Consider the following 25,988-nt stretch of genomic DNA (forward strand, 5'->3'; position numbering starts at 1 on the left):
AAGCTCCATCTAGGTCGCCGGCTGCAGGGCCGTGGGCGCGATTTCAGCCTCCTGCCCGGCGCGGGTACCGGTCTGCCAGATCGCGGCCTTGCGCTCGATCCATTTGATCGCGGCGTTGAAGGCGATCGCCATCGCCAGCACCAGCAGCACGCCGGCGAACACGTGCGGGCTATCGAGAATGGTGCGGTAGCGCGAAATCAGATAGCCGATGCCGGCGGACGAAATCAGCATCTCCGAGACGACGACGCCGACGATGACGAGCGCGCCGCCGACACGAAGCCCCGACAGCACGGTCGGGATCGCGGCCGGAATGATGACGCGCGCCAGGCGCTGACTCAGCGTCGCGCCCATGCTGCGGGCGGCGAGCAGCAGTTGCGGATCGATGGTCTGGATTCCGGCGGCCGTCGCCAGCATCGTCGGCAGGAAGCCGTAGATCGAGGCGAACGCGATCTTGGATTCCGAGCCGATGCCGAGCCACACCGTAAATACCGGATAGAGGATGACCAGCGGCACCGCGTAAAGGCTCGACACCATCGGCATGATCAGGATGCGCGGCCGCGGCAGGCTGCCGACGATGGCGCCGAGCAAAATGCCACCGCCGCACGCGAACGCCATCGAGATCGCGACCTCGTAAAGCGTGACCGCAAGGGCATGGCCGTATTCGCCGGCCTCGTTCCAGCCGGCCGCGAGGGTGGAGGACAGCGATGGCAGGAACAACTCGGGAATGAAGCCGGCGCGCGGCAGCACTTCCCACAGCACGATCAGGCCGATCACGATCAATCTGCGAAGCGTTGCCGCGCTCATCTCAGCCTCACGCGCTTTTTCGGATATGCCGCCAGATGCGGTCGCGCAGGCTGCCGAAGGCGTCGCCGCTCAGCATCTCGTAGGTGCGCGGGCGGGGCAGCGAGACCTGCAGATGATCGACGATGCGGCCGGGCCGCGGCGACATCACGATCACCTCGTCGGCGAGATAGACCGCTTCCGTCAGGCTATGGGTGACGAACACCACGGTCTTGCCGGTCGCGGCCCAAATGCGCAGCAACTCGTCGCCCATGGTCATGCGGGTTTGCTCGTCGAGCGCGGCGAACGGCTCGTCCATCAACAGTACCGGCGGATCCTGCACCAGGCCGCGCGCGATGGAGACGCGCTGCTTCATGCCGCCGGACAGTTCATGCGGATGGCGCTTGCCGAAGCCGTCGAGGCCGACGAGTTTTAGCGCGTCCTGCGCCCGGGCGCGCCGGTCGCTTTTCGCAACGCCGCGCAGCGCCAGCGGAAATTCGACATTCTCTTCCGCCGTCAGCCAGGGAAACAGGCTGGCTTCCTGAAACACCACGCCCACTCTATTCGGATCCGGTTCGGGGATCGGCGCGCCGCTGATCATGATAGTGCCCGAGGTCTGCTGGCGCAGGCCGGCCATCATCATCAAAAGCGTGGACTTGCCGCAGCCGCTCGGGCCGACCAGCACGACGAAGCGGCCCGGTTTGACGTCGAGCGAGACGTTCTCCAGGGCGACCACGTCCTGCGTCGTGGTCTTGAAGATCTGGCCGACGTTGCGAACCTCGATCGCGCCGGCTGGCTTCAGCGGGGTTATGTTCGCCAATGGCTGCATCGTGTTTCCACCCATCTGACCAGTTCGTTGAAGGCAATGGCGATCGCGGCGATCATGACCACGCCGGCGAGCAACTGCTTCATCTGGAAATTCTCGCCCCAGGTCGCGATCTGATGACCGATACCGTCGCGCGAGGCGTACATTTCCGCGAGGATGACGCCGGTGAGATTGAAGATCATCGAGATCCGCAGCGCTTCCAGCAGCACGGGAAGCATGCTCGGCAAGTAGACGCGGAATGCGGTCTGAACAGGCGTCGCACCATAGGAGCGGGCAACGGTGAGATGCTCGACCTTGACCGACTCCACCGCCGTCGTGGTCGACATGATCACGATGAAGATGGTCGAGAAGAAGCCGAAGCCGACCTTTTGCGAGAAGCCGACGCCGAACACCAGGATGAACATCGGCAGGAAGATCGATTTCGGAGTGCTGAAGGCGAAGAACAGCAGCGGCTTTGCCACGTCGGCAAAGTAGCGGTTCTCGGCAATCAGGAAGCCGATCAGCGCGCCGACGGGAACGGCGAGCGCGAAGGCCGTTACCACTTCCGTGGCGGTTACCGCCAGATCCTTGCGTACGCTGGCCCGCTGCAGGAGGTCGCCGAGCGTTGCCAGCGTATCGGAAGCGGAGGGGAGGAGGCGCGGGTTGACGATGCCGGTCCGCGACAGGATTTCCCATATCGCGAACAGCGTCACCACGATGGCGATCCGTGCCGCCTTTACGCCGAGCCCGCTTTGCATTGCATCGGCCTTTAGAACTTGGTCGGAACCGGCTTGAACTGGGTCGAGATGATCTCGGCCGCCGGCCCGAGGTCCTTCATGCCGCCGGCCTTGGCCATGTCGAGCGCGAGCTGCAGCTGCTCAGGAATCTTCGCACCCTCCATGCTGCCGTCGGTCTCCAGCTTCAGAATCGTATTCTCATATTCCAGCGCCGCGATCTCGGCGGGAATTTCGTAGAGCTCGGTGATCAGCTTGACAGAGGCATCCTTGTTGGCGCGCATGTACATCAGCGCGCCGTAGAGCGCGTTCAGCGTCTTCTGCACCAGCTGCGGCTTATCCTGCACGTATTTGTCGAGCGCGATCCATCCCGCGGCGAGGTTCGGCGGTACCTCCTTGGAGAAATCGAGGATGGTGCGCGCTTCGCCCGATTTGGAAATCTGGAAGCTCAGCGGCGAATAGACGACGGCCGCGTCGACATTGCCGGCGAGCAGGTTCGGCACCAGGCCGCCGCCGCCGACCGGCACGCGGGTAAACTCGATCTTCCTGTCCTGCTGGGTCCACAGTGCCAGCAGGTCGGAGCCCGAACCCGCGGAGGTGATGGCAACCTTCTTGCCCTTGAGATCGCCAACGCTGAGCGTCGATTTCGAAAGCGTCATCAATTGCCAGCCGTAATAGCCCGTCGCGGCGCTGGCCAGCACCTTGGAGTTCACGCCCTTCTTGCGCCCCGCCGAGACCAGCGAGGTGGCGTCGAGAATGACGTCGGCGGCGCCGGCCGCCATCGCCTCGAACGTCTCGGCACCGCCGCGATAGATCGTCAGCTCGGCTGTGATGCCTTCCTTCTCGAACAGCTTTTGCCGCACCGCGGTTTCCGCGATCGTGGTCGGCCAGTAGGTCTTGGTGGGAAGGCCGATGCGGACCGTGTCGGCGGCCTGCGCCATGGCAGGCAGGCCGAGTGCGGCAGCCAGCGTGATCGTTGCCACCATGTGGCGTCGTGTGATGTTCATTGTGACGTTTCCCTTTGCTTTTCTTGATTGACTTGTCTGCTCGAACGGTCAGACGACGGCGCCACCTCCGGCAGCCATCGGTGTCGCGAGTTCGACGAGGTGCATCGTCGTCGTGAAATGCGTCGAGAGCGCCGCGATCGCGGCATCGGCGTCGCGCTTCAGTGTGGCGTGCACGATGGCGGCGTGCTCCGCTTCGACGTCACGGGATTTTTCGGTGTTGCGCCGGATCGCGAGCCGGCGATAGCGCTCGCTCTGCTCGTGCAGGACATCGCGGAAACCGAGCAGCCATGGCGAACCGCAGGCGTTTACCAGCGTGCGATGGAAGATCCGGTGGCGCGTGACCCACTCTTCGTAGTGATGGGTCGGATCGTCCGGATAGGTATGGGGAACGGCGCAGAGCGCTGCAAAAGATTTTTCGACCGACGCAAGCCAGGCGGCATCGCCGCGCTCGATCGAGCGGCGCAGCGCCAGCCCCTCGATATCGACGCGGGTTTGCGTCACGTCGCGAAGGTCGGCCGGCGATACCGGGCTGACGCGAAAGCCGCGCTGATCGGAGGCCTGCACCAGGCCGTCGGCGACCAGGCGCGACAGCGCTTCGCGGACTGCGGCGAGGCTGACGGAGAACTGCTTGGCTAGCCCGGCGATGTGCAGCTTCTGGCCGGGCAACAGGCGGGTCGAGAGAATATCGGCGCGCAGCCGCTCCTGAACGGCGGATGTCAGGCTTCGAGGCCGTTCCTCGGCGCGATCACCAAAACTCAATCCGATGCTGCTCATGGCGGCGCAGACTGGCGAGGGAATCCGGAATCGTCAATCGAAAATCGATTTTCTTGATAAGTTGGTGATTTGGCGGAGATTTCCGGATTAGGCGGCGTGGCGGCCTGATTTTCGCGTGACAATCCGCAGCCGCAGGCCTAGATAGTTCGCATGCGAAATAAATCGATGCTGCCGACATGACCCAGCGCCGCGAACATCGCCTGGTGTTCCTGCTCAGCGTCGCGCAGCGGCGGCTGCAGCGCTGGATCGCGGCGCAGACCGAGCGGAGCGGGGTTACGGCCGCCCAGTCGGGACTGTTGTTCGTTCTGGGCGAACGCGACGGCGTGTTGATGGGTGAGGCGGGCGCGGCACTCGATCTTGGCCCGCCCGGCATCAGCGGGCTGGTCGATCGGATGACGGCGGCGAATTTGATCAGGCGGCGCGCCGATCCGGACGATGGAAGGGCATGGCGGCTGTGGCTGACGCCAACCGGCCGGGCCGCGCTGGCGCAGTCGAAAGCGGGGCTCACCGAGATCAACGCGCGGCTGACGGAAGGATTTACCGAGGCGGAGCTCGATGTCGTCGCACGCTGGCTCACCAGCCTGCAGAGCAAATTTCCCAAAGGAGAAGGCGAATGACCGAACATATCAAGATCGAGAAGAACGACGGGATTCTGACGCTGACGATGGCGCGGCCCGACAAGAAGAACGCGCTGACCAATGCGATGTACGGCGCGCTGGCCGATGCCATGGAAGCGGCCGAGACCGATCCTACCGTGCGCGTGCTGCTGATCCGGGGCGAGGGTGACATGTTCACCGCCGGCAACGACGTCGGCGAGTTCGCCGCGATCGCGACCGGCGCGTTCAAGGGTGAACGTCACGTCGGCCGTTTCCTGCAGGCGCTGGCCAAGGCGAGCCGTCCGCTGGTCGCCGCCGTGCAGGGACGTGCGGTCGGCATCGGCACCACGATGCTCCTGCATTGCGACCTGGTCGTGCTGGCCGAGAATGCGCTGCTGTCGACGCCGTTCGTCAATCTCGCATTGGTGCCGGAGGCCGCCTCCAGCCTGTTGATGCCGCTGCGCATCGGCTATGCGCGCGCCTATGAGATGTTCGCGCTCGGCGAGCCTGTGGATGCGAAGTCCGCCCACGCCTGGGGACTTGCCAACCGCGTGGTGCCGCTGGACAAGCTCGATGCAGAAGCGAAGGCGCTCGCGGCACGGCTGGCGAAACAGCCGGCGGGCGCCGTCAGCACCACCAAGCGGCTGATGCGCAATCCGGAAGTTTTGATGGCCCAGATCAAGGTGGAGAGCGAGCAGTTTGCGGCGCGCCTGAAGACGATGGAAGCGCGCGAGGCTTTCCAGGCGTTTGCCGAGCGCCGGCCGCCGGACTTCCTGAAGCTTGCCGCCAGCTAGGCCGTGAACCCATAAATCTGCCAGGCGGACGGCTTGCCAGCGTCCGCCTTACCCCGATAGCGACCAAATTCCGCAGCGCAACGAAATGACGTCGATGGGCCAATTGGTCCTACGTCAATACATGACAAGGATCGTGCTGAATGAAGCTGGTTGAGTTGTAAGCGGACGTCGTTTAAGCCACGAAGAACGAGGCGACCCCGGCACTCATTCGGGCTCGCGACTTCATTCTAGTTGCTGGGCGACCCGGTGCGGAAGTGATGAACTGCAGCATTCGAGATGCCGCTATCGGCGACTTGCAAGCCATCGCGAAATTGCACGCAGCGAGCTGGAGAGCGGCTTACCGAGGTTTTCTGCCCGATATTTTTCTTGACAATGATCTCGAAGACAATCGCGCAGGACGGTGGAATGGCACACTTGATCGGATGGCTCCGAGCGATCGGCTTCTTATCGCTATGCTGGGGAATGGGCTGGCAGGTTTTATTTCCGGGTGGACAACCACAGCGACCGATTGCGATCTTGGCTTCGACTTGCATGTTGACAATCTGCACGTCAGGCCTGACCTGCGAGGGCAAGGTCTCGGTTTGGCCTTGATGCAGGAGCTGTCTAGACGACAGCTTTCCCATGGGAGCATCAAAACATACCTCTGGGTACTCGATGGGAACGAACACGCACTTCGATTCTATGTAAGGCTCGGCGGTCGCGTGTCAGACCGTCGACGAATCGCACTTGGTGGAACGATGGTCTGGGAGACAAGGATCGTGTGGGACGATTTTCGATCGTTGCGGTGAACATAAGCTACCAACTCGCCCGGTACGATGTCGTGCTCTATTGATAAACGTTGGTCGTTTACGTGCCTCTCAGCTACACGTCGACTTTGAACCCGAGGTCAATCTCGGACGCCGGGAGGCCGCCCCGCAGGCCCCAGTTCTCAGGCGGCACCTCGATCAGCAAAATCTTGATCTCGTTCGTCGGCACTCCCAGTTCGGACAGGTTCGCAACTAGTGATCTGTAGATCGAGCGCTTGGCGTCCATCGAACGCCCGGAGAAAAGGATGACCTCGATCCGCGTGAAGCGCTCCGATCGGCCCGTCGGGACGATCCTCGCGGTCGACTCGTGGACATCGAGCACGACGTCACGGTCATAATCCGGCAGCTTCAGGGACGACAACAAAGCTGCTTGAACAGCTTCGATGATCTTCAGCTCGCTACCACGTGCCCAGGTTCCTGTCGTAATACGGGTGCTTGGCATCTCGCTCCTCTAGCGGCAGTTCCGACACAAAGTGATAGTAAGCGGACACGATCGTTTGCCGCAAGATAAGCTCTCGCAACTTCCGCTATGGGGTCACAAGCGGCGGTCCGGCCGCTCATCTCGTCAGGTCCGGTTTTCCTCTGAGAGCGGCCTTTGCGGCCGCTCAAAGGCAGTGCGGCTAAGGGCCATTATCGGAAATCCCGCCGCCCTGCGCGTAGGTCCGGTCACGGAAAATGGGCGGCAGCTTTTTCCGCCTCAGTCATTGCCGACAGAGGCTTAAATGTCCCATCCGGTAGCATGTATAACTTTGGTTTAACGGTATTTACTTGCGTGGTCGGATTGTTCTTCGAGTATGAGCCTTCCGGAGCATTCGGATTCGCAGAGTGACGTCGCACCTCCACTTTGCCTCCGGGCGCATCCTTGATTCCCTTGAACGTCATATTGTCATGATGCGCAATCGCCTTTGTCTCATCCCCTTTCGTTACATGTTTGACCAAACCCTCTCCTGTCTTCGGATTCTGGCCGGGGAGCCTTGCAGGAGTGCCACTTGTCGAACTGTTCACTGCCGACTCAACTTCTTCTTTAGCAAGACCGGGAAATAGAGGTCCCCCTCCGGAAGGGGGCGGTGAGGCGGCCGCCTTCTCGACGGGAGCCGGGCGCGGCGCGATCGGTGTATTCATCGCGTGCGAGACTCCCATGTGGGCTATCGTCAAAGGATTTCTGGGATCGTATTTCGCCCCGGCAACATCCGACACAACCTTCATGGTTAGCGCTACTCGATTGTATCGATTTAGGTCGAGCATCTCATTTGGCACCGGTCCGTTGGTCGGCCGTTCGATGTGGCAGCCCGCACACCCATGCCCGGCCTCCCATATTTCAGCCTCCTTCCAATAGCCGGCCATCGCCAAATCCAACGCTTTCGGATTTTGGTAAGTCTGTCTCGGCCCTTGGGCATTCCATCTTGTTCCAGCGCTCGACATCTGGCCTGGATTGGGATCAAGCAGGTTTGCAGGAACCTCGTAGACCGAGCAGGTCAACTTACTGAGAACAGGATGCCCATTCTTCAGCATTATCGACATCTGTTTGTTATCAACTTCATGAAGGGTCTTGCCGCCGTTTTCCGTGTAAGCGTAGACGCCTTTTTCGTACTCGAAGAAAGTGACGCCCGGCATCGACGCATACGTCCACCCATTTTGATAGGTTGGAGCTAGTTGTTGAGTCCCTTGAGTGCTGGCGGCATGTTCGTGCGTGTTGATGGCAGTGGGTGAACCCGGCGCCTTTTGGCTCGACGAGCGTTCTTGCTCTAGAGCCTTGTCAAACTTTGAATGGACTGCAGGGTCTGCTTGGGACGTGCTGCCGCTGCGGCCGGCATTGGTCGGCTGGGCGGGGGTGTTCGTCGAACCGGTTACTCCGTCTCCCATTTCCGTTTCCTTTCTGTGGCTTGTCTATCCCGATCTTATCGGGCGATTGATCAAAACTATTGAGACGTACGTGATCTTCGTCGCGCTTTCCTCACGCTTAAGCCTGCTGCTGAAGCGCTGCGGCGAGGCACTCGCTTCGACCGACTCTCGCAGCCCGCGGAGCTTGTTTGCTCGCGCGGTCCCAATCGGCTCACGAAGTTTTCGACTAGGTGACGCAAGTTCCAATAGTGGCGAAAAGCCTTTTCTCAAGGCGGAAGCAATCTGCGACTGCAACCTAGCGCCGCTATCAGGGCAAATCCGTGAGATGAATCACGGTCATGCGCTTTGCCAAGCCCCCCAGAGCCGGCGCTGTGCCGACCGCGGTAACGCTCACGCTGCGGCGGAGCGCCGTCCGGTTGATCGTAATGGATACACATCAGCCCGAAGGCGTCCGCTTTTTAGCCCAAAAGCGGACTCCGCTCAGACGCTAGTTGAGGTCCGCTGAGGGTCATTCGCGACCGTGTCGAGCCAGTAGCAAGTCCGGCCAAGTCCGCTATGCCGCCGAAAGCGGAAGTATATTCAGAGCATTAGCGGCACGGTCACGGGGCGTCGCCGGTTGATGGCACCGCCTGAGACGTGATTCAAGCTCCGAAACCGGAGCCTCGACTCATGCGCTACGAACTCAGCGATTACGAATGGACCGCCATCAAACCGATGCTGCCCGAACAAGCCGCGCGGCGTTCGGCGCGTAAGTGACCGCCGCGTGCTCAATGGCATCTTTTGGCTCCTGCGATCAGGTGCGCCATGGCGCGATCTGCCGGAGAACTATGGTCCCCGCACCACTTGTTACAATCGCTTCGTTCGGTGGCGGCGGGCCGGCGTCTGGGGCCGGATTATGGATACACTGGCCGCAGGTCGTGGCGCGGCGGTGCAAATGATCGATACCACCGTCATCCGCGTACACCAGCACGGAGCCTGCATTGCGGACAACAATCATCAAAATATGGGTCGCTCACGAGGGGGCCTGACGAGCAAGATTCACGCGGTGGTGGACACCAATGGCCTGCCGGTCCATCTCGCGCTCACGCCCGGTGAGGCGCACGACAATCGGCTGTGTTCGGTTCTCCTCAGCGGCTTGCTTCCACAAACGATGTTACTCGCGGATCGCGGATACGACGCGGATTGGATCAGGGAGCTTGCCCGCCAGCAAGGCGCGTGGGCCAATATTCCGCCGAAATGCAATCGCAAAGACCCGATCTGCTTCAGCCCGTTTCTGTATCGCGCGCGCAACTTGATCGAACGGTTCTTCAACAAGATCAAGCAATGTCGGCGCGTCGCGACCCGATATGACAAGCTCGCGGCGATGCGAGCGCATCCGTCATTGCGGGACGCGGCATATTGTCCGGTGCAGTTGCCGCCTCACGTTCCGAAGTCGTCTGTTGCCATGCCTGCGACCGGGAGGGAATTGACCGCCTGTGGCAGCCCCGCTACTTCTTCTGTTCGCCTGCGGGGGAAACAAAATGAACAAGAACAATGAAGCTTCCGAATTCGACTATGTCATCGTCGGCGCCGGCTCGGCCGGATGCGTGCTCGCCAATCGATTGACGGCCGACGGCAAACATTCCGTGTTGCTGCTAGAGGCCGGACCGAAGGACAGCAATCTCTGGATTCACGTGCCGCTCGGCTACGGCAAGCTGTTCAAGGAAAAATCCGTCAACTGGATGTACCAGACCGAACCGGAGCCGGGCTTGAATGGCCGGCAGGTGTTCCAGCCGCGCGGAAAAGTGCTGGGCGGCTCGAGTTCGATCAACGGTCTGCTCTATGTGCGCGGCCAGCACGAGGATTACGACCGCTGGCGCCAGCGCGGCAATGCCGGCTGGGGCTATGACGACGTGCTGCCCTATTTCAAGAAGGCCGAGAACCAGCAGCGCGGCGCCGACAAATATCACGGCACCGGCGGCCCGCTGCCGGTCTCCGACTGGCGGCATCATGATCCCCTGTCGGAGGCCTTCGTGGTCGCCGCCGCCGAAACCGGCATTCCGACCAACCCCGATTTCAACGGCGCGACCCAGGAAGGCGCGGGGTTTTTCCAGACCACCACACGGCGCGGCCGCCGCGCCAGCACGGCATTCTCTTATCTGCGTCCGGCGAAAAGCCGCGGCAATCTGCATATCGAGACGTCTGCGCTGGCGCAGCGCATCCTGTTCGAGGGACGCCGCGCCAGGGCGGTCGAGTACAAGCAGAATGGCCGCGTGCGCACCGCGCGGGCGCGAAAGGAGATCCTCGTCTCCAGCGGCGCATATAACTCGCCGCAATTGCTGCAGCTCTCCGGCGTCGGCCCGGCGGATCTTCTGAAGCAGCACGGCATTGAGATCGTGCTCGATGCGCCCGGTGTCGGCCATGATTTGCAGGACCACATGCAGGTTCGCCTGATCACGCGCTGCGCGAAGAAGGTGACGCTGAACGACGTCGTCAACAATCCGGTTCGCCGGGTGATGGCGGGCATTCAGTATGCCGCCTTGCGCAAGGGGCCGCTGACGATCGCGGCCGGCACTTCCGGCGCCTTCTTCAAGACCAATCCGCGGCTGGCGTCGCCCGATATCCAGATCCACTTCCTGCCGTTCTCAACCGACAAGATGGGCGAGAAGCTGCACTCGCTGTCTGGCTTCACCGCATCGGTCTGCCAGTTACGGCCCGAGAGCCGCGGCTCGCTGCGCATCAGGAGTGCAGATCCCTCCGAGCCGCCAGAAATTCGGATCAATTATCTCGCAACCGAAACCGATCGCCGGGCCTTCATCGACGGCATCCGCATCCTGCGCAGGATTCTCGCAGCGCCCGCGCTGAAGGCCTACGCAGTCGCGGAAGTCGATCCCGGCTCAAAGGTGCAGAGCGATGACGAGCTGCTGGATTTCTGCCGCCGTACCGGCAGCACGGTCTATCACCCGACCTCGACCTGCCGCATGGGCAGCGACGATCTCGCCGTCGTCGACCAGCGCCTCCGCGTGCGCGGCATCGAGGGCCTGCGCGTGGTCGATGCGTCCATCATGCCGGACCTGATGTCCGGCAATACCAACGCGCCGACCATCATGATCGCCGAGAAGGCGTCGGACATGATTCTGGAGGATGGGCGGTAGACAATAACGCGGGCCACAAATTCCGCCGTAATCATCCGCGAAGGCGGATGATCCAGTACGCCGTGAAGTCTCGATTCAAACCGGGGCCGGCGATTACTGGATCCCCGCCTTCGCGGGGATGACGGCCGGTGTTAACCCTTGTAGTCCCTTACCCGCTTCAGCATCTGCTCGACATGCGCGATCGGGGTTTCCGGCTGGATGCCGTGGCCGAGGTTGAAAATCAGCCGGCCCTGCGCATAGTTGGCCAGCACGTCGTCGACAGCACGGTCCAGCGCGGCGCCGCCGGCGATCAGCGCCAGCGGGTCGAGATTGCCCTGCACGGCGACACGGGTCTGCACGCGCTGGCGGATCAATGACGGCTCGGCCGCCCAGTCGATGCTGACGGCGTTGACATCAGTTGCTTCCACATAGGCCGGCAGCAATGCGCCGGCGCCGCGCGGAAAGCCGATGATCTTTGCATCGGGCACTTTCGCGCGCACGCCGGCGACGATGCGTTTCGCCGGCTCGATCGACCAGCGCTCGAATTCGCGCGGCGGCAGCACGCCGGCCCAGGTATCGAAGATCTGCAAGCAATCCGCGCCGGCTTTGAGCTGACCGAGCAGATACTGGATCGAATTCTCCACCAGCACGTCGATGATGGCGGCGAACGCCTGGGGATGGCGATAGGCCATCAGCCGCGCCGGCGCCTGATCCGGCGTGCCCTGTCCGGCGACCATGTAGGTCGCAACCGTCCACGGCGCGCCGCAGAAGCCGATCAGCGCGATTTGCGGCGCAAGTTCACGCCGCACGCGGCGCAACGCTTCATAGACCGGCTCAAGCTTTGCGAAATCGGCGGTGCGCGCCAGCGTCGCCACCTTCTCCGGTGTATCCAGCGGGTCGAGCCGCGGGCCTTCGCCGGCTTCGAAACGCACGGAGCGGCCGAGCGCGTAGGGAATGACGAGAATGTCGGAGAAGATGATCGCGGCATCGAAGTCGAAGCGGCGGATCGGCTGCAGCGTGACCTCGGCGGCATATTCCGGCGTGAAACAGAGATCGAGAAAGCTCCCCGCCTTGGCGCGCAGCTCACGGTACTCCGGCAGATAGCGACCGGCCTGGCGCATCATCCATGCCGGCGGCACGTTCTGCCGGCGGCCTTCGAGCACTTCGATAAAAGGTTTCACGACGGATTTCTGGGTCAAAACGCGAGGTTCCTGCGGCAGGGCTGGTATGGGGCCTCTGATACACGCAGGTTCCGGATTGGCCAAGAAGCGATCCGTGGTGCGATGGCGGAACCGGCGCAAAACCGAGCCGTTATCCCGGTCACGGAGGTACGCTATGGCTCAGAAATTCAATCCTGCTGCCCATGACAAGCACGCAGAAGATCCCCGCGAAGCGCTGAAGGCCGACCGGGAAACGCATGAAAAGCTGGAGGCCGGGCTGGTCGATACGTTTCCGGCATCCGATCCCGTAAGCGCCGCGCAGCCGGCGCCGTCGAAGGTCGATCACGAACAGGAGAACCTGTCGCTGTGGGATAAGGTCCGCGCGGTGTTCAGGTAACTGCGTATAAAGATGCGCGAGCAGCGGCTCCCTTGGTGGGGCCGCTTTTGTTTGGTCGGGATTTAATAATGCGGCGGTCGCTCGTTCGTAGGACCCGGCGCATGGCTCTCGGCTTCCCGCACGCGCTCCTTCAACTCGGCGATCTGGCGCGTCAGCCTGTCGATCTCGGCCCATTGCGCCGTGATCGTCTGGTTGAGCGTTTCGATGGTCACGTCCTGGTAGGACAGCCGTATCTCCAGCGCGTCGATCCGTTCGGTAAGGCCGCTGAGATCAGCCATCGGACCCACCGTCCATCTTGTGCTCGCGCAGACCATGCCCGAGCGCCACGCGATCGTCGAAGACGAAGCACGCGCCGCGCCAGCGGCTTTCGCTTTCCGGGATGCCTTCGAGATAACGCAGGATGCCGCCCTTGAGGTGATAGACCTCGGCAAACCCGCGGGCCAGCAGATAGGCGCTGGCCTTCTCGCAGCGGATCCCGCCGGTGCAGAACATCGCGATCTTCTTGTGCCTGGCCGGGTCGAGTTTTTCCGCGGCGAAATCCTTGAACTGGCCAAAACTCTTGATGCCGGGATCGACCGCACCCTCGAACGTCCCCATCGCCACCTCGAAGGCGTTGCGGGTGTCGATGACAAGCGTATCGGGCGCTGCGATCAAGTCGTTCCAGTCCGACGGCTCGACATAGGTGCCGACCTGCCGCGTTGGATCCACAGTGACATCGCCCAGCGTGACGATCTCCTTCTTCAGGCGCACCTTGAGCCGACCGAACGGCATTTCGGCCGCGGCCGAAAACTTGAGCTCGAGATTGTCGAGCCGGCCGCCGAAGAGTTCGCCATGCTGCAACTCCCGGACGAACGCATCGATGCCCTCATCGCTGCCCGCGACCGTGCCGTTGATGCCCTCATGCGCCAAAAGCACACTGCCCTTGATGCGAAGGCCGGCGGCCAGCGCGCGCAGCGGCTCGCGCAGCTCCCGGAAATCCGGCAGCGCGGCGAACTGATAGAGGGCGGCGACCTTGAGCGGCATGGCGACCGTTTATCAGGCCGGCCGGGGAGGGGAAACCCCGTATCCCCCAGCGCATTCCCTGCATTGCTGCCGCCCGATTCATTGGCATGCCAGCCATTGCCCTGGCGGGGATGAATATGCCAAGAACGTCGATAGCCCGCCCCTGATGGTCCCATGCGGGATGCCCATAAACGCTGCAAAAGAACGCTGAAAGAAAGCTCTCGCGATGAGGAATTTCCATTTCGCCGGCCGCTCCACGGTCCATGCCCAGAACGCGATGGTGGCGACGTCGCACCCGGCGGCCGCGCTGACCGCGATCGAGGTGATGCGGGCCGGCGGCACGGCGGCGGATGCCGCGGTGGCAGCCTGCGCCTTGCTCGGCGTAATCGAGCCGCAATCGACCGGCATCGGCGGCGACTGCTTTGCGCTGATCCAGCCAAGGGGCGAGGGCAAGATCGTCGCCTATAACGGCTCCGGCCGCGCGCCGATGGCGGCGACCGCCGAATGGTACCTCGAGCGCAAGATTCGCTCGGTGCCGCTGACCTCGGCCCATGCGGTGAGCATCCCCGGCGCGATCGACGCCTGGGATACGATCCTGCGCGACCATGGCAAGATGGGGCTCGATACCCTGCTGCAGCCCGCGATCAAGGCCGCCGAGGAAGGCTATGTCGTCGCGCCGCGCATCGCCTTCGATTGGAAGAACCAGTTCGAGAAGCTGAAGAACGGCACCAATACCGAGCGCTATCTCTTGCCGCACGGCAAGCCGGCGGTGGCCGGCGATGTGATCCATCAGCCGGAGCTCGGCAAGACGCTGCGCGCCATCGCCAAGAACGGCCGCGATGCGTTCTATACCGGCGAGATCGCCGCCGACATGGTCGATACCTTGCGTAGCATCGGCGGCCTGCACACGCTGGAGGATTTCGCCGCGCACTCGACCGAGACGACGTCGCCGATCGGCACCATGTACAAGGGCCACGACGTCTGGCAATGCCCGCCGAACGGCCCGGGCATCACCATGCTGGTGATGCTGAACATCCTCTCCCGCTTCGATTTGACCAAGTTCGCGCCGCTCAGCATCGAGCGCTTCCATCTTGAGGCGGAGGCCGCCCGCATCGCCTACATGATGCGTGAGCAGCATGTTGCCGATCCGCAGCATGTCCATGTCGACGTCGCCGGCATCCTCGCCAAGGAGTTTGCCGAGGAGCACATCAAGAACATCCGGATGGACCGGCTGCTCGAACTGCCGAACGTCGCGCCGCCGATGAACCCGTCCACCGTCTACATCACGGTGGTCGACAAGGATCGCAACGTCTGCTCCTTCATCAACTCGATCGCGCATTCGTTCGGCTCGGCGATCGTCTCCACCAAGACCGGCATTCTGTTGCAGAACCGCGCCGGCGGCTTCCGCATCCAGCCCGGCCATCCGAACTGCATCGCGCCGGGCAAGCGGCCGCTGCATACGATCATTCCGAGCCTTGCCACCAGGAACGGCCGCGCGGTGATGCCGTTCGGCGTGATGGGCGGCCAGTACCAGCCGGTCGGGCAGACCCACGTGCTGACCAACATCCTCGACTATGGCTGCGACGTGCAGGAAGCCATCGATATGCCGCGCGGCCTGCATTATGAGGGCGTCTACCAGCTCGAAGACAGCGTGCCGGCCGAAATCGTCGAGGGCCTCAAGCAGATCGGCCACAAGACCACCAGCGTGGTCGGTCCGCTCGGCGGCGGCCAGGCGATCTGGATCGACTGGGAAAAGGGCACGCTCACCGGCGGCTCCGATCCGCGAAAGGACGGCTGCGCGCTGGGTTACTGAGCGTGTAGATTCTCCCGTCTCTCCAAGAAGAGGTACAACAGATGCGCTTCTCGCGACGCACGATCTTCCGGACCGCCTTTGCCGCCGTGGCAGCCGCGGTCGCCACGCCCGCTGCCATCCGCTCGGCATCGGCCCAGACTGCAGGAAAACCCATGACCACAGCTTCAGGCTTGCAGATCATCGACAGCAAGGTTGGCACCGGCGCCTCGCCGGCATCAGGCCAGACCTGCGTCATGCATTACACCGGATGGCTCTACGAGAACGGCCAGAAGGGCAAGAAATTCGATTCCTCTGTCGACCGCAACGAGCCGTTCGAGTTCAAGATCGGCCAGCGCCAGGTGATTGCCGGCTGGGACGAGGGCGTTGCCTCGATGAAGGTCGGCGGCAAGCGCACGCTGATCATTCCGCCCGCGCTCGGCTATGGCGCGCGCGGCGCCGGCGGCGTCATCCCGCCGAATGCGACGCTGATGTTCGACGTCGAACTGCTGGCGGTGAAATAACGCGCAAACGGGGGCGCATCGTGAAGGTCTCGATCCTCGACGATTATTTCGACACGCTGCGCACCCTCGATTGTTTCCGCAAGCTCGCCGGGCACGACGTCACGGTCTGGAACGATCACGTCCAGGATGTCGACGTGCTGGCGGAGCGCCTGAAGGATACCGAGGCGCTGATCCTGATCCGCGAGCGCACGCAGATCCGCACCGCCCTGCTGGAGCGCCTGCCAAAGCTGAAGCTGATCAGCCAGCGCAGCGTCTATCCGCACATCGATATCGACACCTGCACCCGGCTCGGCATCATCGTGTCGTCGAGCCAGCACGCCGATACACCGTCTTACGCGACCGCCGAGTTCACATGGGGCCTGATCCTCGCCGCAATGCGCGCCATTCCGCAGCAGATGGCGGCGCTTAAGGCCGGCAAATGGCAGATCGGCGTCGGCCATACGCTGCGCGGCAAGACGCTGGGTATTTATGGCTATGGCCGGATCGGCGCCGTCGTCGCCGGCTATGGCAAAGCGTTCGGCATGAACATCCTGGTATGGGCGCGCCAGCCGGCGATGGCGAAGGCCCGCACCGACGGCCATGCGACCGCCGCGAGCAAGGCCGACTTCTTCGAACGATGCGACGTGCTCTCGCTGCACATGCGGCTGGTCGACGCCACGCGCGGCATCGTGAAAGCAGAAGACCTCGCGCGCATGAAACCGACGGCGCTGCTGGTCAACACCAGCCGCGCGCCGCTGATCGAGCCGAACGCGCTCGTCAACGCACTACGTGCCGGACGCCCCGGCATGGCGGCGGTCGATGTCTACGAGAAGGAACCGCTGCGCGACGTCAACGATCCCCTGCTGTCCATGGACAACGTGGTCTGCACGCCGCATCTCGGCTATGTCTCGCGCGACGAATACGAGCTGCAGTTCACCGATATTTTCGATCAGATCCTGGCCTATGAAGCGGGAACGCCGACCAACGTCGTCAATCCGGATGTGATGTCCCGCCGGCGCTGAAAGGGCGGCGGCCGGGGCCATGACGAAATCCGAGGCGCCCATGCGCCGCAGGCTCCCTTTATCTTCTGGTTTGCCGCCGCGCTTTTCGATACTTTCAGGACAAGCGATCCTTCGAAAAGGCAACCCATGACCGGCACGCACGACCACAGCCATTCGCACCACCACCACGATCACGACGAGCGCTGGAAGCATGACGGCGTCCGCGTCATTCCCGGCAATCAGCTCGATCCCAACGTGCCCTCGACCGCCGGCATGGACCGCAAGGCCGCGATCAATTTCGCCCGCGTCGGTGCGCAGAAATTGTGGGCGGGCACGGTGACGATCAGGCCCGATGCCAAGACCGGCGCACATCATCACGGTCACCTCGAAAGCATCATCTATGTCGTGAAGGGCAAGGCGCGGATGCGCTGGGGCGAGCACCTGCAGTTCACCGCGGAAGCCGGCCCCGGCGATTTCATCTTCGTGCCGCCCTATGTGCCGCACCAGGAGATCAACGCCAGCCCGGACGAAGTGCTGGAATGCGTGCTGGTGCGCTCTGATGGCGAGGCGGTTGCGATCAATCTGGATATCGAGCCGGTGGAAAAGCCGGAGACGGTTCTGTGGATCGATTCGGTGCACCGCGATCCCGCCGAAAAGAAATAAAGAACAACGATCGCCGCCATTGGCTGCGTCGCGGGGGAATGCCATGAAGCTTGTTCGCTACGAGAGCGCAGGCCACGTCGCCACCATCACGATGGACCGTGCCTCCGCACATAATGCGCTCAACAACGCGCTGTGCGATGAGCTGCGCGAGGCCTGGCAGCGCTTTCACGAGAGCGATGATCGCGTCGCGGTGCTCGCATCATCAGAAGAGAAGTATTTTTCGGTCGGCGCCGACGTCAGGGATCTCCCGGTCAACATGTGGCACGCGGTGCCGGGTCTTGGCGTCGAGCTGGACAAGCCGGTGATCGCCGCGACGTCAGGCTGGGTTGTCGGTGGCGCGTTCGTGCTGGTGCAGATGGCCGACATGTGCGTGGCGTCCGAGACGACGCGCTTCATTTACCCCGAGGGCAAGATCGGTACCACTGCCGGCGGCATCTCCTCGGTGATGGCGCGGATGCCCCACAAGATCGCGATGGAATTTCTCCTGGTCGGCGAGGAGATGTCGGCGGAACGCGCCTACCAGATCGGCTTCGTCAACAAGGTCGCGCCAAAGGGGCAGCATGTCGCGACTGCCCAGGAGATGGCGGCCAAGATCGCCGCCAATGCGCCGTTGGTGGTCCGTGCGCTGAAGAAGCTCGCCCGCGACGCGATGCCCAAGGGGCCGCTGGAAGGCGTCGCCGAGGTGCGCCGGCTGCTGGACGTCATCAGGGACAGCGACGACCTCAAGGAAGGCGTCAAGGCCTTCGCCGAAAAGCGCAAGCCCGACTTCAAGGGCAGATAGGAAACGCCCGGTCTCGTACCGGTTGTGCCCGCGCGGTTACTCGCGTGATCGCGCGATCGTGTTCGTACAATGGCGTGCGTGCCTGCTCTCCAAAGCATGTTCCCTGTTAAGCTTGCTTCGCTCAGAGAAAGTATGTGACGCAGGAATCGCGCAATGACGAATTCCGACAATCCGCTGGCACGGCGCACTGTTCTCACCGGCCTCGGTCTTGGCGCGGCGATTGCCGCGATGCCGGCGCAGGCTGCGACGGTGGCACCTACCGAGAGCGGCGAGATCTGGAGCAGCGAATACTGGACCAAAAAGGGCAACACGCCCCTGTGGATGTTTCGCAAGCGGATCGGTGCGCCCAAGCCCGGCGAGCCGGCACGGCCGGTCGTCTTCTTTGTCCACGGTTCGTCGGTGACATCGCGGGTGTTCGATCTCAACGTGCCGGGCAAGGGCGAATATTCCGCAATGAACGAGTTCGCCCGCTACGGGTTCGATTGCTGGACCATGGACCACGAGAATTACGGAAAATCCGGCCGTACGTCGGGCAATTCCGATATCGCCAGCGGCGTCGAGGATTTGAAGGTCGCGGTCGAACTGATCGCCCGCGAGACCGGCCAAAGCAAGGTCCATTTCGTCGGCGAATCCTCAGGCGCATTGCGCGCCGGCGCTTACGCCATGGCGGCGCCCGAGCGGGTCGACCGCTTGGTGTTCGGGGCCTTCACCTACAAGGGCGAGGGGTCACCGACGCTGACCAAGCGGGCCGAGCAACTCGCCTACTTCCGCTCCCACAATATGCGCAAGCGCGACCGCGACATGATCCGCTCGATCGCCACGCGCGACAAGCCCGGCACTTCCGATCCGGCTGTGATGGAGGCGCTGGCGGATGTCGAGATGCAGTTCGGCGACCATGTCCCGACCGGCACCTACCTCGACATGACCGCCAATCTACCGGTGGTTCATCCGGAGAAGGTATTGGCGCCGGTGTTGTTGGTGAGCGGCGTATATGATGGCATCGCGACCGTTGCCGATCTCGAGGAATTCTATAACAAGCTGCCGAACGGCGACCGGCAGCTCATCATCCTGCCAAACACGGCCCATTCGGTGGCACTGGCGATCAACCGGCACTTGTTCTGGCACGTGACGCGCGCGTTTCTCACCATGCCGACGCCGATGCCATTGGGCTAGCTTGTTTCCGGAAGCCAGGGCACGCGCTTCTGAGCACAAGGGCGTCAAGCCTGTCTTTACATGGGAAGTGCCGGGCTTCCATTCCGCCGGGATGGGCTGGCCGTTCGGCCACGATAACCGAGGTAGCCATTCCAAAAAATTCGAAAACGGATGTCGGATCGGCCGGCGCCCGCTCGTCCTTGGGTCGAACCCGCCGAAAAGGAACCCATTATGGCTAAAATGATCTTCGTGAACCTGCCCGTCAGCGATCTCGCCCGCTCCACCGCCTTCTACCAGGCGATCGGCGCGGAAAAGAACCCGCAATTCTCCAATGACGAGGGGGCCTGCATGGTGGTGTCCGATACCATCTACGTCATGCTGCTCACCCACGAGAAGTATCGCCAGTTCACCTCGAAGAAGATCGCCGACGCCAGGGCCACCAGCCAGGTCCTGCTCTGCCTTTCCGCCGACAGCCGCGGGGCGGTGGATGATATCGTTGCCAAGGCGCAAGGCGCGGGCGGGAGTGCCGATCCCGGGCCGAAGCAGGATCACGGCTTCATGTATGGCCGCAGTTTCGAAGACCCCGATGCCCATCATTGGGAAGTGGTGTGGATGGACGTCGCGGCCGCCACCGCCGCGCAGCCTGCCTGAAATATCGAGATGCGTGAGGTGGGCAAAGCCACCCGGATCGTGACGTGACGGCTGCGCCGGCGCGCGGCCGGGCATGCGGCGCCGGAATTGTCGGGGAAATTTCAAACCGCATGTCGGCCCCCGAGCCCCTCGCTCGTCCTCCGAGTGGAACCCCGCCAAAGGAGCTCAATATGGCCAAAATGATCTTCCTCAGCCTTCCGGTCAGCGATCTCGCCCGTTCGACCGCGTTCTATCAGGCGATCGGCGCCGAGAAGAATGCGCAATTCTCGGACGATACCGCGTCCTGCATGGTTTTGTCGGACACCATCCACGTCATGCTGATGACGCACGACAAATATCGCCAGTTCACGTCGAAGAAGATCGCCGACGCCAAAAACACCAGCCAGGTCCTGATCTGCATTTCCGCCGATAGCCGCGACGCGGTGGACGAGACCATCGCCAAGGCGCAGGCCGCGGGCGGCGCTCCCGATCCGAGCCCAGTGGATGAGTACGACTTCATGTACGGCCGCAGCTTCGAAGATCCCGACGGTCACCTTTGGGGAGTGAATTGGATGGATTTCGCAGCCGCAACTGCTGCACAGTCCTCCACCGCCGGGGCCTGATCATTCGCACTCGTCAGCAACCGGAGTCTATCCATGTCGAAGATTTCCCCCTGCCTGTGGTTCAACGGCGAGGCCGAGGAGGCTGCAAATCTCTATGTTTCGCTGCTGCCGGATTCCCGCATCGACAAGATCCAGCGCAATACCGTCGACGGCCCTGGCGGAAAGGCCGGCACCGTGCTGATGGTGGAGTTCACGGTGGCCGGACAGCGCTTCATGGCGCTAAACGGCGGCATGAAGATGGAATATACGCACGCCGTCTCCTTCATGATCGATTGCGCCGACCAGGCCGAAGTCGACCGGCTCTGGGATGCCCTGCTCGCGAATGGCGGCCAGCCCAGCAAATGTGGCTGGCTGAAGGATCGCTTCGGCGTATCGTGGCAGATCATACCAAGCGCGCTGCCGAAATATCTCGGCGGCGCGGATAGCGCCGGCGCCACGCGCGCGATGCAGGCGATGCTGGGCATGGTCAAGCTCGACATCGCAGAGCTGAAGCGCGCATATGAAGGAAAGAACGCGGCGTAGTCCCAGCCTGACCGGGCGATCCAGTACGCCGTGTGGTGGATTGTTGTGAAGCAACTGGCGCCGCGGAGTACTGGATGCCCCGTTTGAAGCGGGGCATGACAGGGGGCGTACGATAGATGGAAATTCTTCTCTAATAACTAACCCGCAGCCCGACGCCGCCGTGCAGTGTGTTGCCCACCGGCTGCGGCCCGGCGGTGCCGTTGAGAAAGAGATCCGCGACCCAGCCCTTGCTGATGCGAAAGCCGAGCCGGCCGCCATATTCGAACCACCCTTGATTGCCGATTGTTGGCACGATGGCGCCGTCGCCGTTCACGGCGGCGACCATGCCGGAGCGCGTTCCGAAGGATTGCACCCATCCGCCATTGATATTGGCCTCGATGCGCGAGCCGAACAGATGCGTCCACTGTCCGCCGACCTTGACGAGGTTGGTGCGGTCGGTGCCGTCGGCGATCGAGGCACTGAATGGATTGAAGGCGGCTGAAGGTTCCATGTAGCCCTTCACCCGCTGCCATAGCTGCCAGACCTCGACGGACGCCGCCACCTCATCGCGCGGCGACAGCCGGCTGATCCAGCCGGCGCGGCCGTAGACGGCGTAATTTTGGCTGGATGTCGCGCTTTCGAGCGAGACCGCACCAAGGCTTGTCGTGTAGCTGCGTGAATACCGCACCTTCTGGAACGGCGACAGGACGGTGCCGATATCGAAAAACGGCCGCGATGATCCCCAGTCGGCGAAATCGTAACGCAGCGCGAACGCGCCGATCGGTGCGCTGGTGACGCGGTAGCCGCCTTCGTTGAACTGGGCGTAAGCGATGCCGGCGAGCAGCGACAGGTTCGGTGTCAAATTCTTGCGGCCGTGGATGCCTGCCGAGAATGAGCCGGCTGAGCCGAACGCGCTGAGGCAATCGTTGCAATTGACCTGCTCGTTGACCCCGAGCAGCACGTTGCCGAGCACGCGGTTGGTGATCATCTGGTTGAAGCGCTGGCCGGCGAGGTCGTTGACCGAGGCGGCGTTCGAACCGGGCGTGGCCACCGGCGGCGCGTTGGTACCGGGTGTGGGCGTCGGATTCGGTGTCGGAGTAGGCGTGGGGCTCGGACTTGGGCTTGGACTTGGGCTCGGCGTAGGAGAGGGCGATGGTGACTGCGCCCAGGCCGAAGACAATGGTGTTGGCAAAGGCGCAAGAAGCGTCGCGATTGCGAGCACGGCCAATCGAGCGAAGCTGCCGATACGCAATACCATGATCAGCGCCCGCACAGCATGCCGGTCGGATCGCTGCCGTCATCCACGATGACCGGGGTCGCATCCGCATACTGCGTGGTGCTGCAAAGCCCCGCCGCCTTGCTGCAGGTGGCGGCAAATGTCCAGGGCGGGGTCTTGGTCTTCTTGATCGTCGATCTGCCGCCGGCGCCTGCGGCGGTGATGATGGCGGTATCGCCGGGCTGGGTGAGCTGGATGCATTCGAAGCTGACCGTGCAGACCGAGGCCGCGCCGTCCTGCAGGTTGACGATGGTCTGGCCGCGTTGTGACAGGATATCGAGCGTGGTGCCGCGCACGCCGATGGTCGCCAGCGGCGTCGTGATCTTGTAGGCGGCCTTGTCCGAATGGCCGGTGACGAAGCGAAACGCGCCGATCGTCATGCGCACCGCGACGTCGCGATAATGGTGCTCGTCGTCGAACACGGTGCGGTCGAGTTTGAGTATCGCGTTGGGTCCGAGCGAGAGGTTGGTGCTGTCGGCCATCACCAGCCGCGTGGCGCTGTCGATCCCGGTGCGCACGGTCTCATCGCGCAGCAGGCCGTCGCCGACCTTGATCTGGCTGGTTGTAGGCCCGGACACGCGGAGCACTTCATTCTTGACGACGGCCGCTTCGCCGACGCGCGTTTGCGCCGAGGCGGTAGTCGTCATCAGCACCACCATCAAGCCGATGGCGGGCAGCGAACCAAAGCAATTGCAAAACTTCATTTCAAAGCCGATCGATTAATCCCGACAATCGCGCCAGATCGCGCGTGCATGCGATGTGGCAGAATTATCACTCGTGCGGTCTACTCGCCCGCCGGTTAGTGATTGCGAGTTCGAAACGCGTTCAACGCGATGGACACAAAAATCTGGAGCCGCCACACTCAATTTCGCCGCAATGTCGTTTAGCCCCCGATTCAGTACAGATCGTTCGTGAAGCCAGTAACCCAGTCATTTTCCGTTCCACCTGGTTCGATGATGCGCACGGGCCTCGTCGCAGGCGTCCTCTTTATTCTCGCGCATTTCGCCTTGCTGATCGGCATCACGACGCCGGAGAAGTTCTATTTCGACGAGGTTCACTACGTCCCGGCGGCGCGGCAGATGCTCGAGCCGGTGATGCGCGAGCCGATGCTCAATCCGATGCATCCGCCGCTCGCCAAGCAGTTCATCGCGCTGTCGATCCATTCGCTCGGCGACACGCCGCTGGGCTGGCGCTATCCCGGCGTGTTGTTCGGATCGCTCGCCGTCGTCGCGGTGTATCTGTGCGGCCTGGCGCTGTTCGCGGCGCGGGGCCCGGCCGTTGCGGCGAGCCTGCTCGCGTTCTTTAATCAGATGCTGTTCGTGCAGTCGCGGATCGCGATGCTGGATATTTTCGGGCTGGCCTTCAGCCTCTTGGCCATTGCAGCGTTCGTGCATGGCTTTCGCAGAGAGCGCCCGCATCTTTGGTTCGCGCTTGCCGGGATCGGCCTTGGGCTATCAGCCGCGTGCAAATGGAGCGGCCTGTTCGTGCTCGCGGTCTGCATCGTTATCATCGCGGTGATCCGCCTGATGCAGAACTGGCGCACGCAGTTCGCCGACGCGAGGCCGGAGGATTGGTACTGGCCCGATCTCTGGCCGGACTTCAAGGCCTGGCACTTCGCGGCGTGCTTCATTTTGATTCCGGCCGCCGTCTATCTCGCGACATTCATTCCGCTCTACGGATTTTCGGTTCCGGATATCTGGCAAGCGCAACGGCGGATCTTCAGCGACAACACGACCACCGCGATCGCGGGCCACACCTATATGAGTTCATGGCCGTCATGGCCGTTCCTGGTGCGACCGGTCTGGTATCTCTTCGACAAGGTCGACGAAGACCATATCGCCGCCGTGGTCTTGCTCGGCAATCCCCTGATCCTGTGGCCGGCACTGCTGGCGGTCGCGATCTGCCTGCGCGACTTTATCGTGACGCGGCGGGTCGACGCCTTCCTGATCCTGGCGTTCTATCTCGGCCCCTATGTCGCGTGGGCATTGCTGCCGCGAACGCTCGGCTTCATCTATTACTATCTGCCGGCGGCGACCACGGCGAGCTTCGCTCTGGTCTATGCCTTAAAACGCGGCAGCACGCCTGTGTGGTTGTTATGGGCCTATGTCGCAATCGGCTTTGCCGGTTTCGCCGCAATGGTGCCGATATCGGCCGCGTTCATAGGCACGTCGATGGCGACGTTCAGTCGCCTGATGATCTTCCAGAACTGGATTTGATTTCGAGAAAATCCTGCCGCGCAGGCACTGCCGGCGACAAGATCTGGAGAACGCCCCACAATGCGTAAGGCTGCGCGGCTTGGCTTACATAGGCGCGAACAAAATCCGCCTGCCGCAAGCAGCAGGCGGATCGGCATTTCAAACCATCATTTCGCGGCGGTCTTGGTATCCATGTTGACGACCTGGACGCGGCGGTTGGTCGGATCCATCGGCGCGTTCGGATCCTTCGGCTTGGTCTTGCCGTAGCCGACGGTCACGAGGTTGGAACCGACGATGCCGTACTTCTCGGTCAGGTACTTCTTGATCGTATCGGCGCGGCGCTCGGAAAGATCCTGGTTGTAGGCCTCGCCGCCGATCGCATCGGTATGGCCGGCGACCACAAAGGTCGAACCCTTCAGGCTCGCATCGGACAGCGCCTTGCCGAGTTCCTGCACCGCGGAAACCGAGTTCTTGCTGATGTCGGCCGAGTTGTAGTCGAACTGGATTTCGAGATCGATCTTCGGCTTGGTCGCGGCAAGTTCCGCAATCTCCTGGCGTTCGCCGAGCGACAGCGACCGCGTCTTGCGGTTGCGCAAAGTGTCGACGAAGCTGGTTTCCTTGGCCTTTGCGGTGGCATCCACCGGCTGCTGTGGGCCGGTCGAGAGGCCACGGGTTGCGCCGGGCTTCGGCTTCAGGGCGTCCAGGATTTTGTCGGCCGAGATGGTGTCGCTGGCGGCAGCCAGGCCCGCCGTCATCGACAGCGCGGCGCCGATCGTCATGATTGAAAGTCCAAGATAGCGAGTCATTGTCCTGATCCTCAGTGTTAACGCCCTGCAAAAACTGGCGTGCATGACGTTTTGATGCTGCGAGGATAGGACGGGTTCAAAGCCAGCAATGTGACTCAAATCACAGTAGCAGGGACCGGGCCTTCCCTAGAGACGGACTTTCGATCGCCGCTACAGAGGGTTGATGGGCACGCGGCACGTTCGGCGGATCGATCGCCCGTCCTTGGCCGCGTGATCTGAATCACGAGTAGTGTTCGACGCAGCTCGACTAAACGACCT

Annotated in this window: 28 protein-coding genes and 1 pseudogene; 16 read left to right on the plus strand and 13 right to left on the minus strand. The window is 62.5% G+C overall.

Translation table 11 applies throughout. The annotated features are described in order from the left end of the window. Nucleotides 1-9: 9 nt before the first annotated feature. From RX331_RS07465 to RX331_RS07485, 5 genes are read right to left on the minus strand one after another with little or no spacing between them, the layout of a single operon-like run. Nucleotides 10-804: an ABC transporter permease gene (locus RX331_RS07465; RefSeq protein ID WP_317255965.1), complete on the minus strand. Its 795-nt coding sequence runs from the start codon at nt 802-804 to the stop codon at nt 10-12. 7 nt (nt 805-811) lie between these two features. Further along, nucleotides 812-1,609, minus strand: a complete 798-nt coding sequence (locus tag RX331_RS07470) for an ABC transporter ATP-binding protein (protein WP_317255966.1) — start codon at nt 1,607-1,609, stop codon at nt 812-814. After that, nucleotides 1,588-2,343 carry an ABC transporter permease gene (locus tag RX331_RS07475; RefSeq protein WP_317255967.1) on the minus strand — a complete coding sequence of 252 codons (756 nt, stop codon included), beginning with the start codon at nt 2,341-2,343 and terminating at the stop codon, nt 1,588-1,590. The genes RX331_RS07470 and RX331_RS07475 overlap by 22 nt, the downstream gene beginning before the upstream one ends. 11 nt (nt 2,344-2,354) lie before the next feature. Further along, complete coding sequence (locus RX331_RS07480; protein WP_317255968.1) at nt 2,355-3,326, minus strand: ABC transporter substrate-binding protein; 972 nt, start codon at nt 3,324-3,326, stop codon at nt 2,355-2,357. 48 nt (nt 3,327-3,374) lie between these two features. Continuing rightward, the gene (locus tag RX331_RS07485) at nt 3,375-4,100 is read right to left on the minus strand and encodes a GntR family transcriptional regulator (protein ID WP_317255969.1); all 726 of its coding nucleotides are present in this window, start codon (nt 4,098-4,100) and stop codon (nt 3,375-3,377) included. 176 nt (nt 4,101-4,276) lie between these two features. On the opposite strand from RX331_RS07485, the gene RX331_RS07490 reads away from it, so the two are divergent. From RX331_RS07490 to RX331_RS38695, 3 genes are all read left to right on the plus strand, one after another. Continuing rightward, complete coding sequence (locus RX331_RS07490; protein ID WP_317255970.1) at nt 4,277-4,717, plus strand: MarR family winged helix-turn-helix transcriptional regulator; 441 nt, start codon at nt 4,277-4,279, stop codon at nt 4,715-4,717. Further along, nucleotides 4,714-5,490 carry an enoyl-CoA hydratase gene (locus RX331_RS07495; RefSeq protein WP_317255971.1) on the plus strand — a complete coding sequence of 259 codons (777 nt, stop codon included), beginning with the start codon at nt 4,714-4,716 and terminating at the stop codon, nt 5,488-5,490. The genes RX331_RS07490 and RX331_RS07495 overlap by 4 nt, the downstream gene beginning before the upstream one ends. A gap of 452 nt (nt 5,491-5,942) precedes the next feature. Beyond that, nucleotides 5,943-6,278 (plus strand): GNAT family N-acetyltransferase, encoded by a 336-nt coding sequence (locus RX331_RS38695; protein WP_410708257.1) that lies wholly within the window; start codon nt 5,943-5,945, stop codon nt 6,276-6,278. A gap of 73 nt (nt 6,279-6,351) precedes the next feature. Here the strand turns inward: RX331_RS38695 and RX331_RS07505 are convergent, their stop codons facing one another. Together RX331_RS07505 and RX331_RS07510 are read right to left on the minus strand one after the other, a co-directional pair. Next, nucleotides 6,352-6,738, minus strand: coding sequence for a tautomerase family protein (locus tag RX331_RS07505; protein ID WP_317255973.1), 387 nt, complete (start codon nt 6,736-6,738; stop codon nt 6,352-6,354). 224 nt (nt 6,739-6,962) lie between these two features. Further along, nucleotides 6,963-8,159 carry a hypothetical protein gene (locus RX331_RS07510; RefSeq protein WP_317255974.1) on the minus strand — a complete coding sequence of 399 codons (1,197 nt, stop codon included), beginning with the start codon at nt 8,157-8,159 and terminating at the stop codon, nt 6,963-6,965. A gap of 648 nt (nt 8,160-8,807) precedes the next feature. Between RX331_RS07510 and RX331_RS07515 the strand changes: the two are divergent. Both RX331_RS07515 and RX331_RS07520 read left to right on the plus strand, forming a co-directional pair. Further along, nucleotides 8,808-9,498: pseudogene (locus RX331_RS07515) on the plus strand (IS5 family transposase); the annotation flags it as partial. Between the two features lie 160 nt (nt 9,499-9,658). Then, nucleotides 9,659-11,272: a choline dehydrogenase gene (locus tag RX331_RS07520; protein ID WP_317255975.1), complete on the plus strand. Its 1,614-nt coding sequence runs from the start codon at nt 9,659-9,661 to the stop codon at nt 11,270-11,272. A gap of 131 nt (nt 11,273-11,403) precedes the next feature. Here the strand turns inward: RX331_RS07520 and hemE are convergent, their stop codons facing one another. Beyond that, complete coding sequence (gene hemE / locus RX331_RS07525) at nt 11,404-12,450, minus strand: uroporphyrinogen decarboxylase (protein WP_317255976.1); 1,047 nt, start codon at nt 12,448-12,450, stop codon at nt 11,404-11,406. Between the two features lie 136 nt (nt 12,451-12,586). On the opposite strand from hemE, the gene RX331_RS07530 reads away from it, so the two are divergent. Beyond that, nucleotides 12,587-12,808: a hypothetical protein gene (locus tag RX331_RS07530; protein WP_317255977.1), complete on the plus strand. Its 222-nt coding sequence runs from the start codon at nt 12,587-12,589 to the stop codon at nt 12,806-12,808. Between the two features lie 62 nt (nt 12,809-12,870). Here the strand turns inward: RX331_RS07530 and RX331_RS07535 are convergent, their stop codons facing one another. After that, a complete protein-coding gene (locus tag RX331_RS07535) occupies nt 12,871-13,086 on the minus strand; it encodes a SlyX family protein (RefSeq protein WP_317255978.1) in 216 nt (71 codons plus the stop codon). Continuing rightward, the gene (locus RX331_RS07540) at nt 13,079-13,831 is read right to left on the minus strand and encodes a rhodanese-related sulfurtransferase (protein WP_317255979.1); all 753 of its coding nucleotides are present in this window, start codon (nt 13,829-13,831) and stop codon (nt 13,079-13,081) included. Before RX331_RS07540 ends, RX331_RS07535 begins: the two co-directional genes overlap by 8 nt. A gap of 205 nt (nt 13,832-14,036) precedes the next feature. Between RX331_RS07540 and ggt the strand changes: the two genes are divergently transcribed. From ggt to RX331_RS07585, 9 genes are all read left to right on the plus strand, one after another. Next, on the plus strand, nt 14,037-15,623 hold the full coding sequence (ggt, locus tag RX331_RS07545) for a gamma-glutamyltransferase (protein WP_317255980.1): 1,587 nt from the start codon (nt 14,037-14,039) through the stop codon (nt 15,621-15,623). Nucleotides 15,624-15,664: 41 nt separating this feature from the next. Next, nucleotides 15,665-16,123 carry an FKBP-type peptidyl-prolyl cis-trans isomerase gene (locus tag RX331_RS07550; protein ID WP_317255981.1) on the plus strand — a complete coding sequence of 153 codons (459 nt, stop codon included), beginning with the start codon at nt 15,665-15,667 and terminating at the stop codon, nt 16,121-16,123. Nucleotides 16,124-16,143: 20 nt separating this feature from the next. Further along, complete coding sequence (locus RX331_RS07555; RefSeq protein WP_317255982.1) at nt 16,144-17,124, plus strand: D-2-hydroxyacid dehydrogenase family protein; 981 nt, start codon at nt 16,144-16,146, stop codon at nt 17,122-17,124. A 126-nt stretch (nt 17,125-17,250) separates the two neighbouring features. Then, nucleotides 17,251-17,766 carry a cupin domain-containing protein gene (locus tag RX331_RS07560; protein WP_317255983.1) on the plus strand — a complete coding sequence of 172 codons (516 nt, stop codon included), beginning with the start codon at nt 17,251-17,253 and terminating at the stop codon, nt 17,764-17,766. A 43-nt stretch (nt 17,767-17,809) separates the two neighbouring features. After that, the gene (locus RX331_RS07565; protein WP_317255984.1) at nt 17,810-18,547 is read left to right on the plus strand and encodes an enoyl-CoA hydratase/isomerase family protein; all 738 of its coding nucleotides are present in this window, start codon (nt 17,810-17,812) and stop codon (nt 18,545-18,547) included. A 153-nt stretch (nt 18,548-18,700) separates the two neighbouring features. Then, entirely contained in the window at nt 18,701-19,720 is a 1,020-nt protein-coding gene (locus RX331_RS07570; RefSeq protein ID WP_317255985.1) for an alpha/beta hydrolase, read from the plus strand. Between the two features lie 210 nt (nt 19,721-19,930). After that, nucleotides 19,931-20,350 (plus strand): VOC family protein, encoded by a 420-nt coding sequence (locus RX331_RS07575; RefSeq protein WP_317255986.1) that lies wholly within the window; start codon nt 19,931-19,933, stop codon nt 20,348-20,350. 170 nt (nt 20,351-20,520) lie between these two features. Further along, entirely contained in the window at nt 20,521-20,952 is a 432-nt protein-coding gene (locus RX331_RS07580) for a VOC family protein (RefSeq protein WP_317255987.1), read from the plus strand. Between the two features lie 33 nt (nt 20,953-20,985). Then, entirely contained in the window at nt 20,986-21,474 is a 489-nt protein-coding gene (locus RX331_RS07585) for a VOC family protein (RefSeq protein ID WP_317255988.1), read from the plus strand. Nucleotides 21,475-21,604: 130 nt separating this feature from the next. Here the strand turns inward: RX331_RS07585 and RX331_RS07590 are convergent, their stop codons facing one another. Both RX331_RS07590 and RX331_RS07595 read right to left on the minus strand, forming a co-directional pair. After that, nucleotides 21,605-22,711, minus strand: a complete 1,107-nt coding sequence (locus RX331_RS07590) for a hypothetical protein (RefSeq protein ID WP_317255989.1) — start codon at nt 22,709-22,711, stop codon at nt 21,605-21,607. A 2-nt stretch (nt 22,712-22,713) separates the two neighbouring features. After that, on the minus strand, nt 22,714-23,388 hold the full coding sequence (locus tag RX331_RS07595) for a FecR family protein (RefSeq protein ID WP_317258051.1): 675 nt from the start codon (nt 23,386-23,388) through the stop codon (nt 22,714-22,716). Nucleotides 23,389-23,685: 297 nt separating this feature from the next. Between RX331_RS07595 and RX331_RS07600 the strand changes: the two genes are divergently transcribed. Beyond that, the gene (locus RX331_RS07600) at nt 23,686-24,945 is read left to right on the plus strand and encodes a phospholipid carrier-dependent glycosyltransferase (protein WP_410708143.1); all 1,260 of its coding nucleotides are present in this window, start codon (nt 23,686-23,688) and stop codon (nt 24,943-24,945) included. A 146-nt stretch (nt 24,946-25,091) separates the two neighbouring features. Here RX331_RS07600 and RX331_RS07605 read toward each other — a convergent pair whose 3' ends face one another. Beyond that, nucleotides 25,092-25,730: an OmpA family protein gene (locus RX331_RS07605; RefSeq protein WP_317255990.1), complete on the minus strand. Its 639-nt coding sequence runs from the start codon at nt 25,728-25,730 to the stop codon at nt 25,092-25,094. Nucleotides 25,731-25,988 lie beyond the last annotated feature (258 nt).

This window comes from Bradyrhizobium sp. BWA-3-5 (assembly GCF_032917985.1).
Classification (GTDB): domain Bacteria; phylum Pseudomonadota; class Alphaproteobacteria; order Rhizobiales; family Xanthobacteraceae; genus Bradyrhizobium.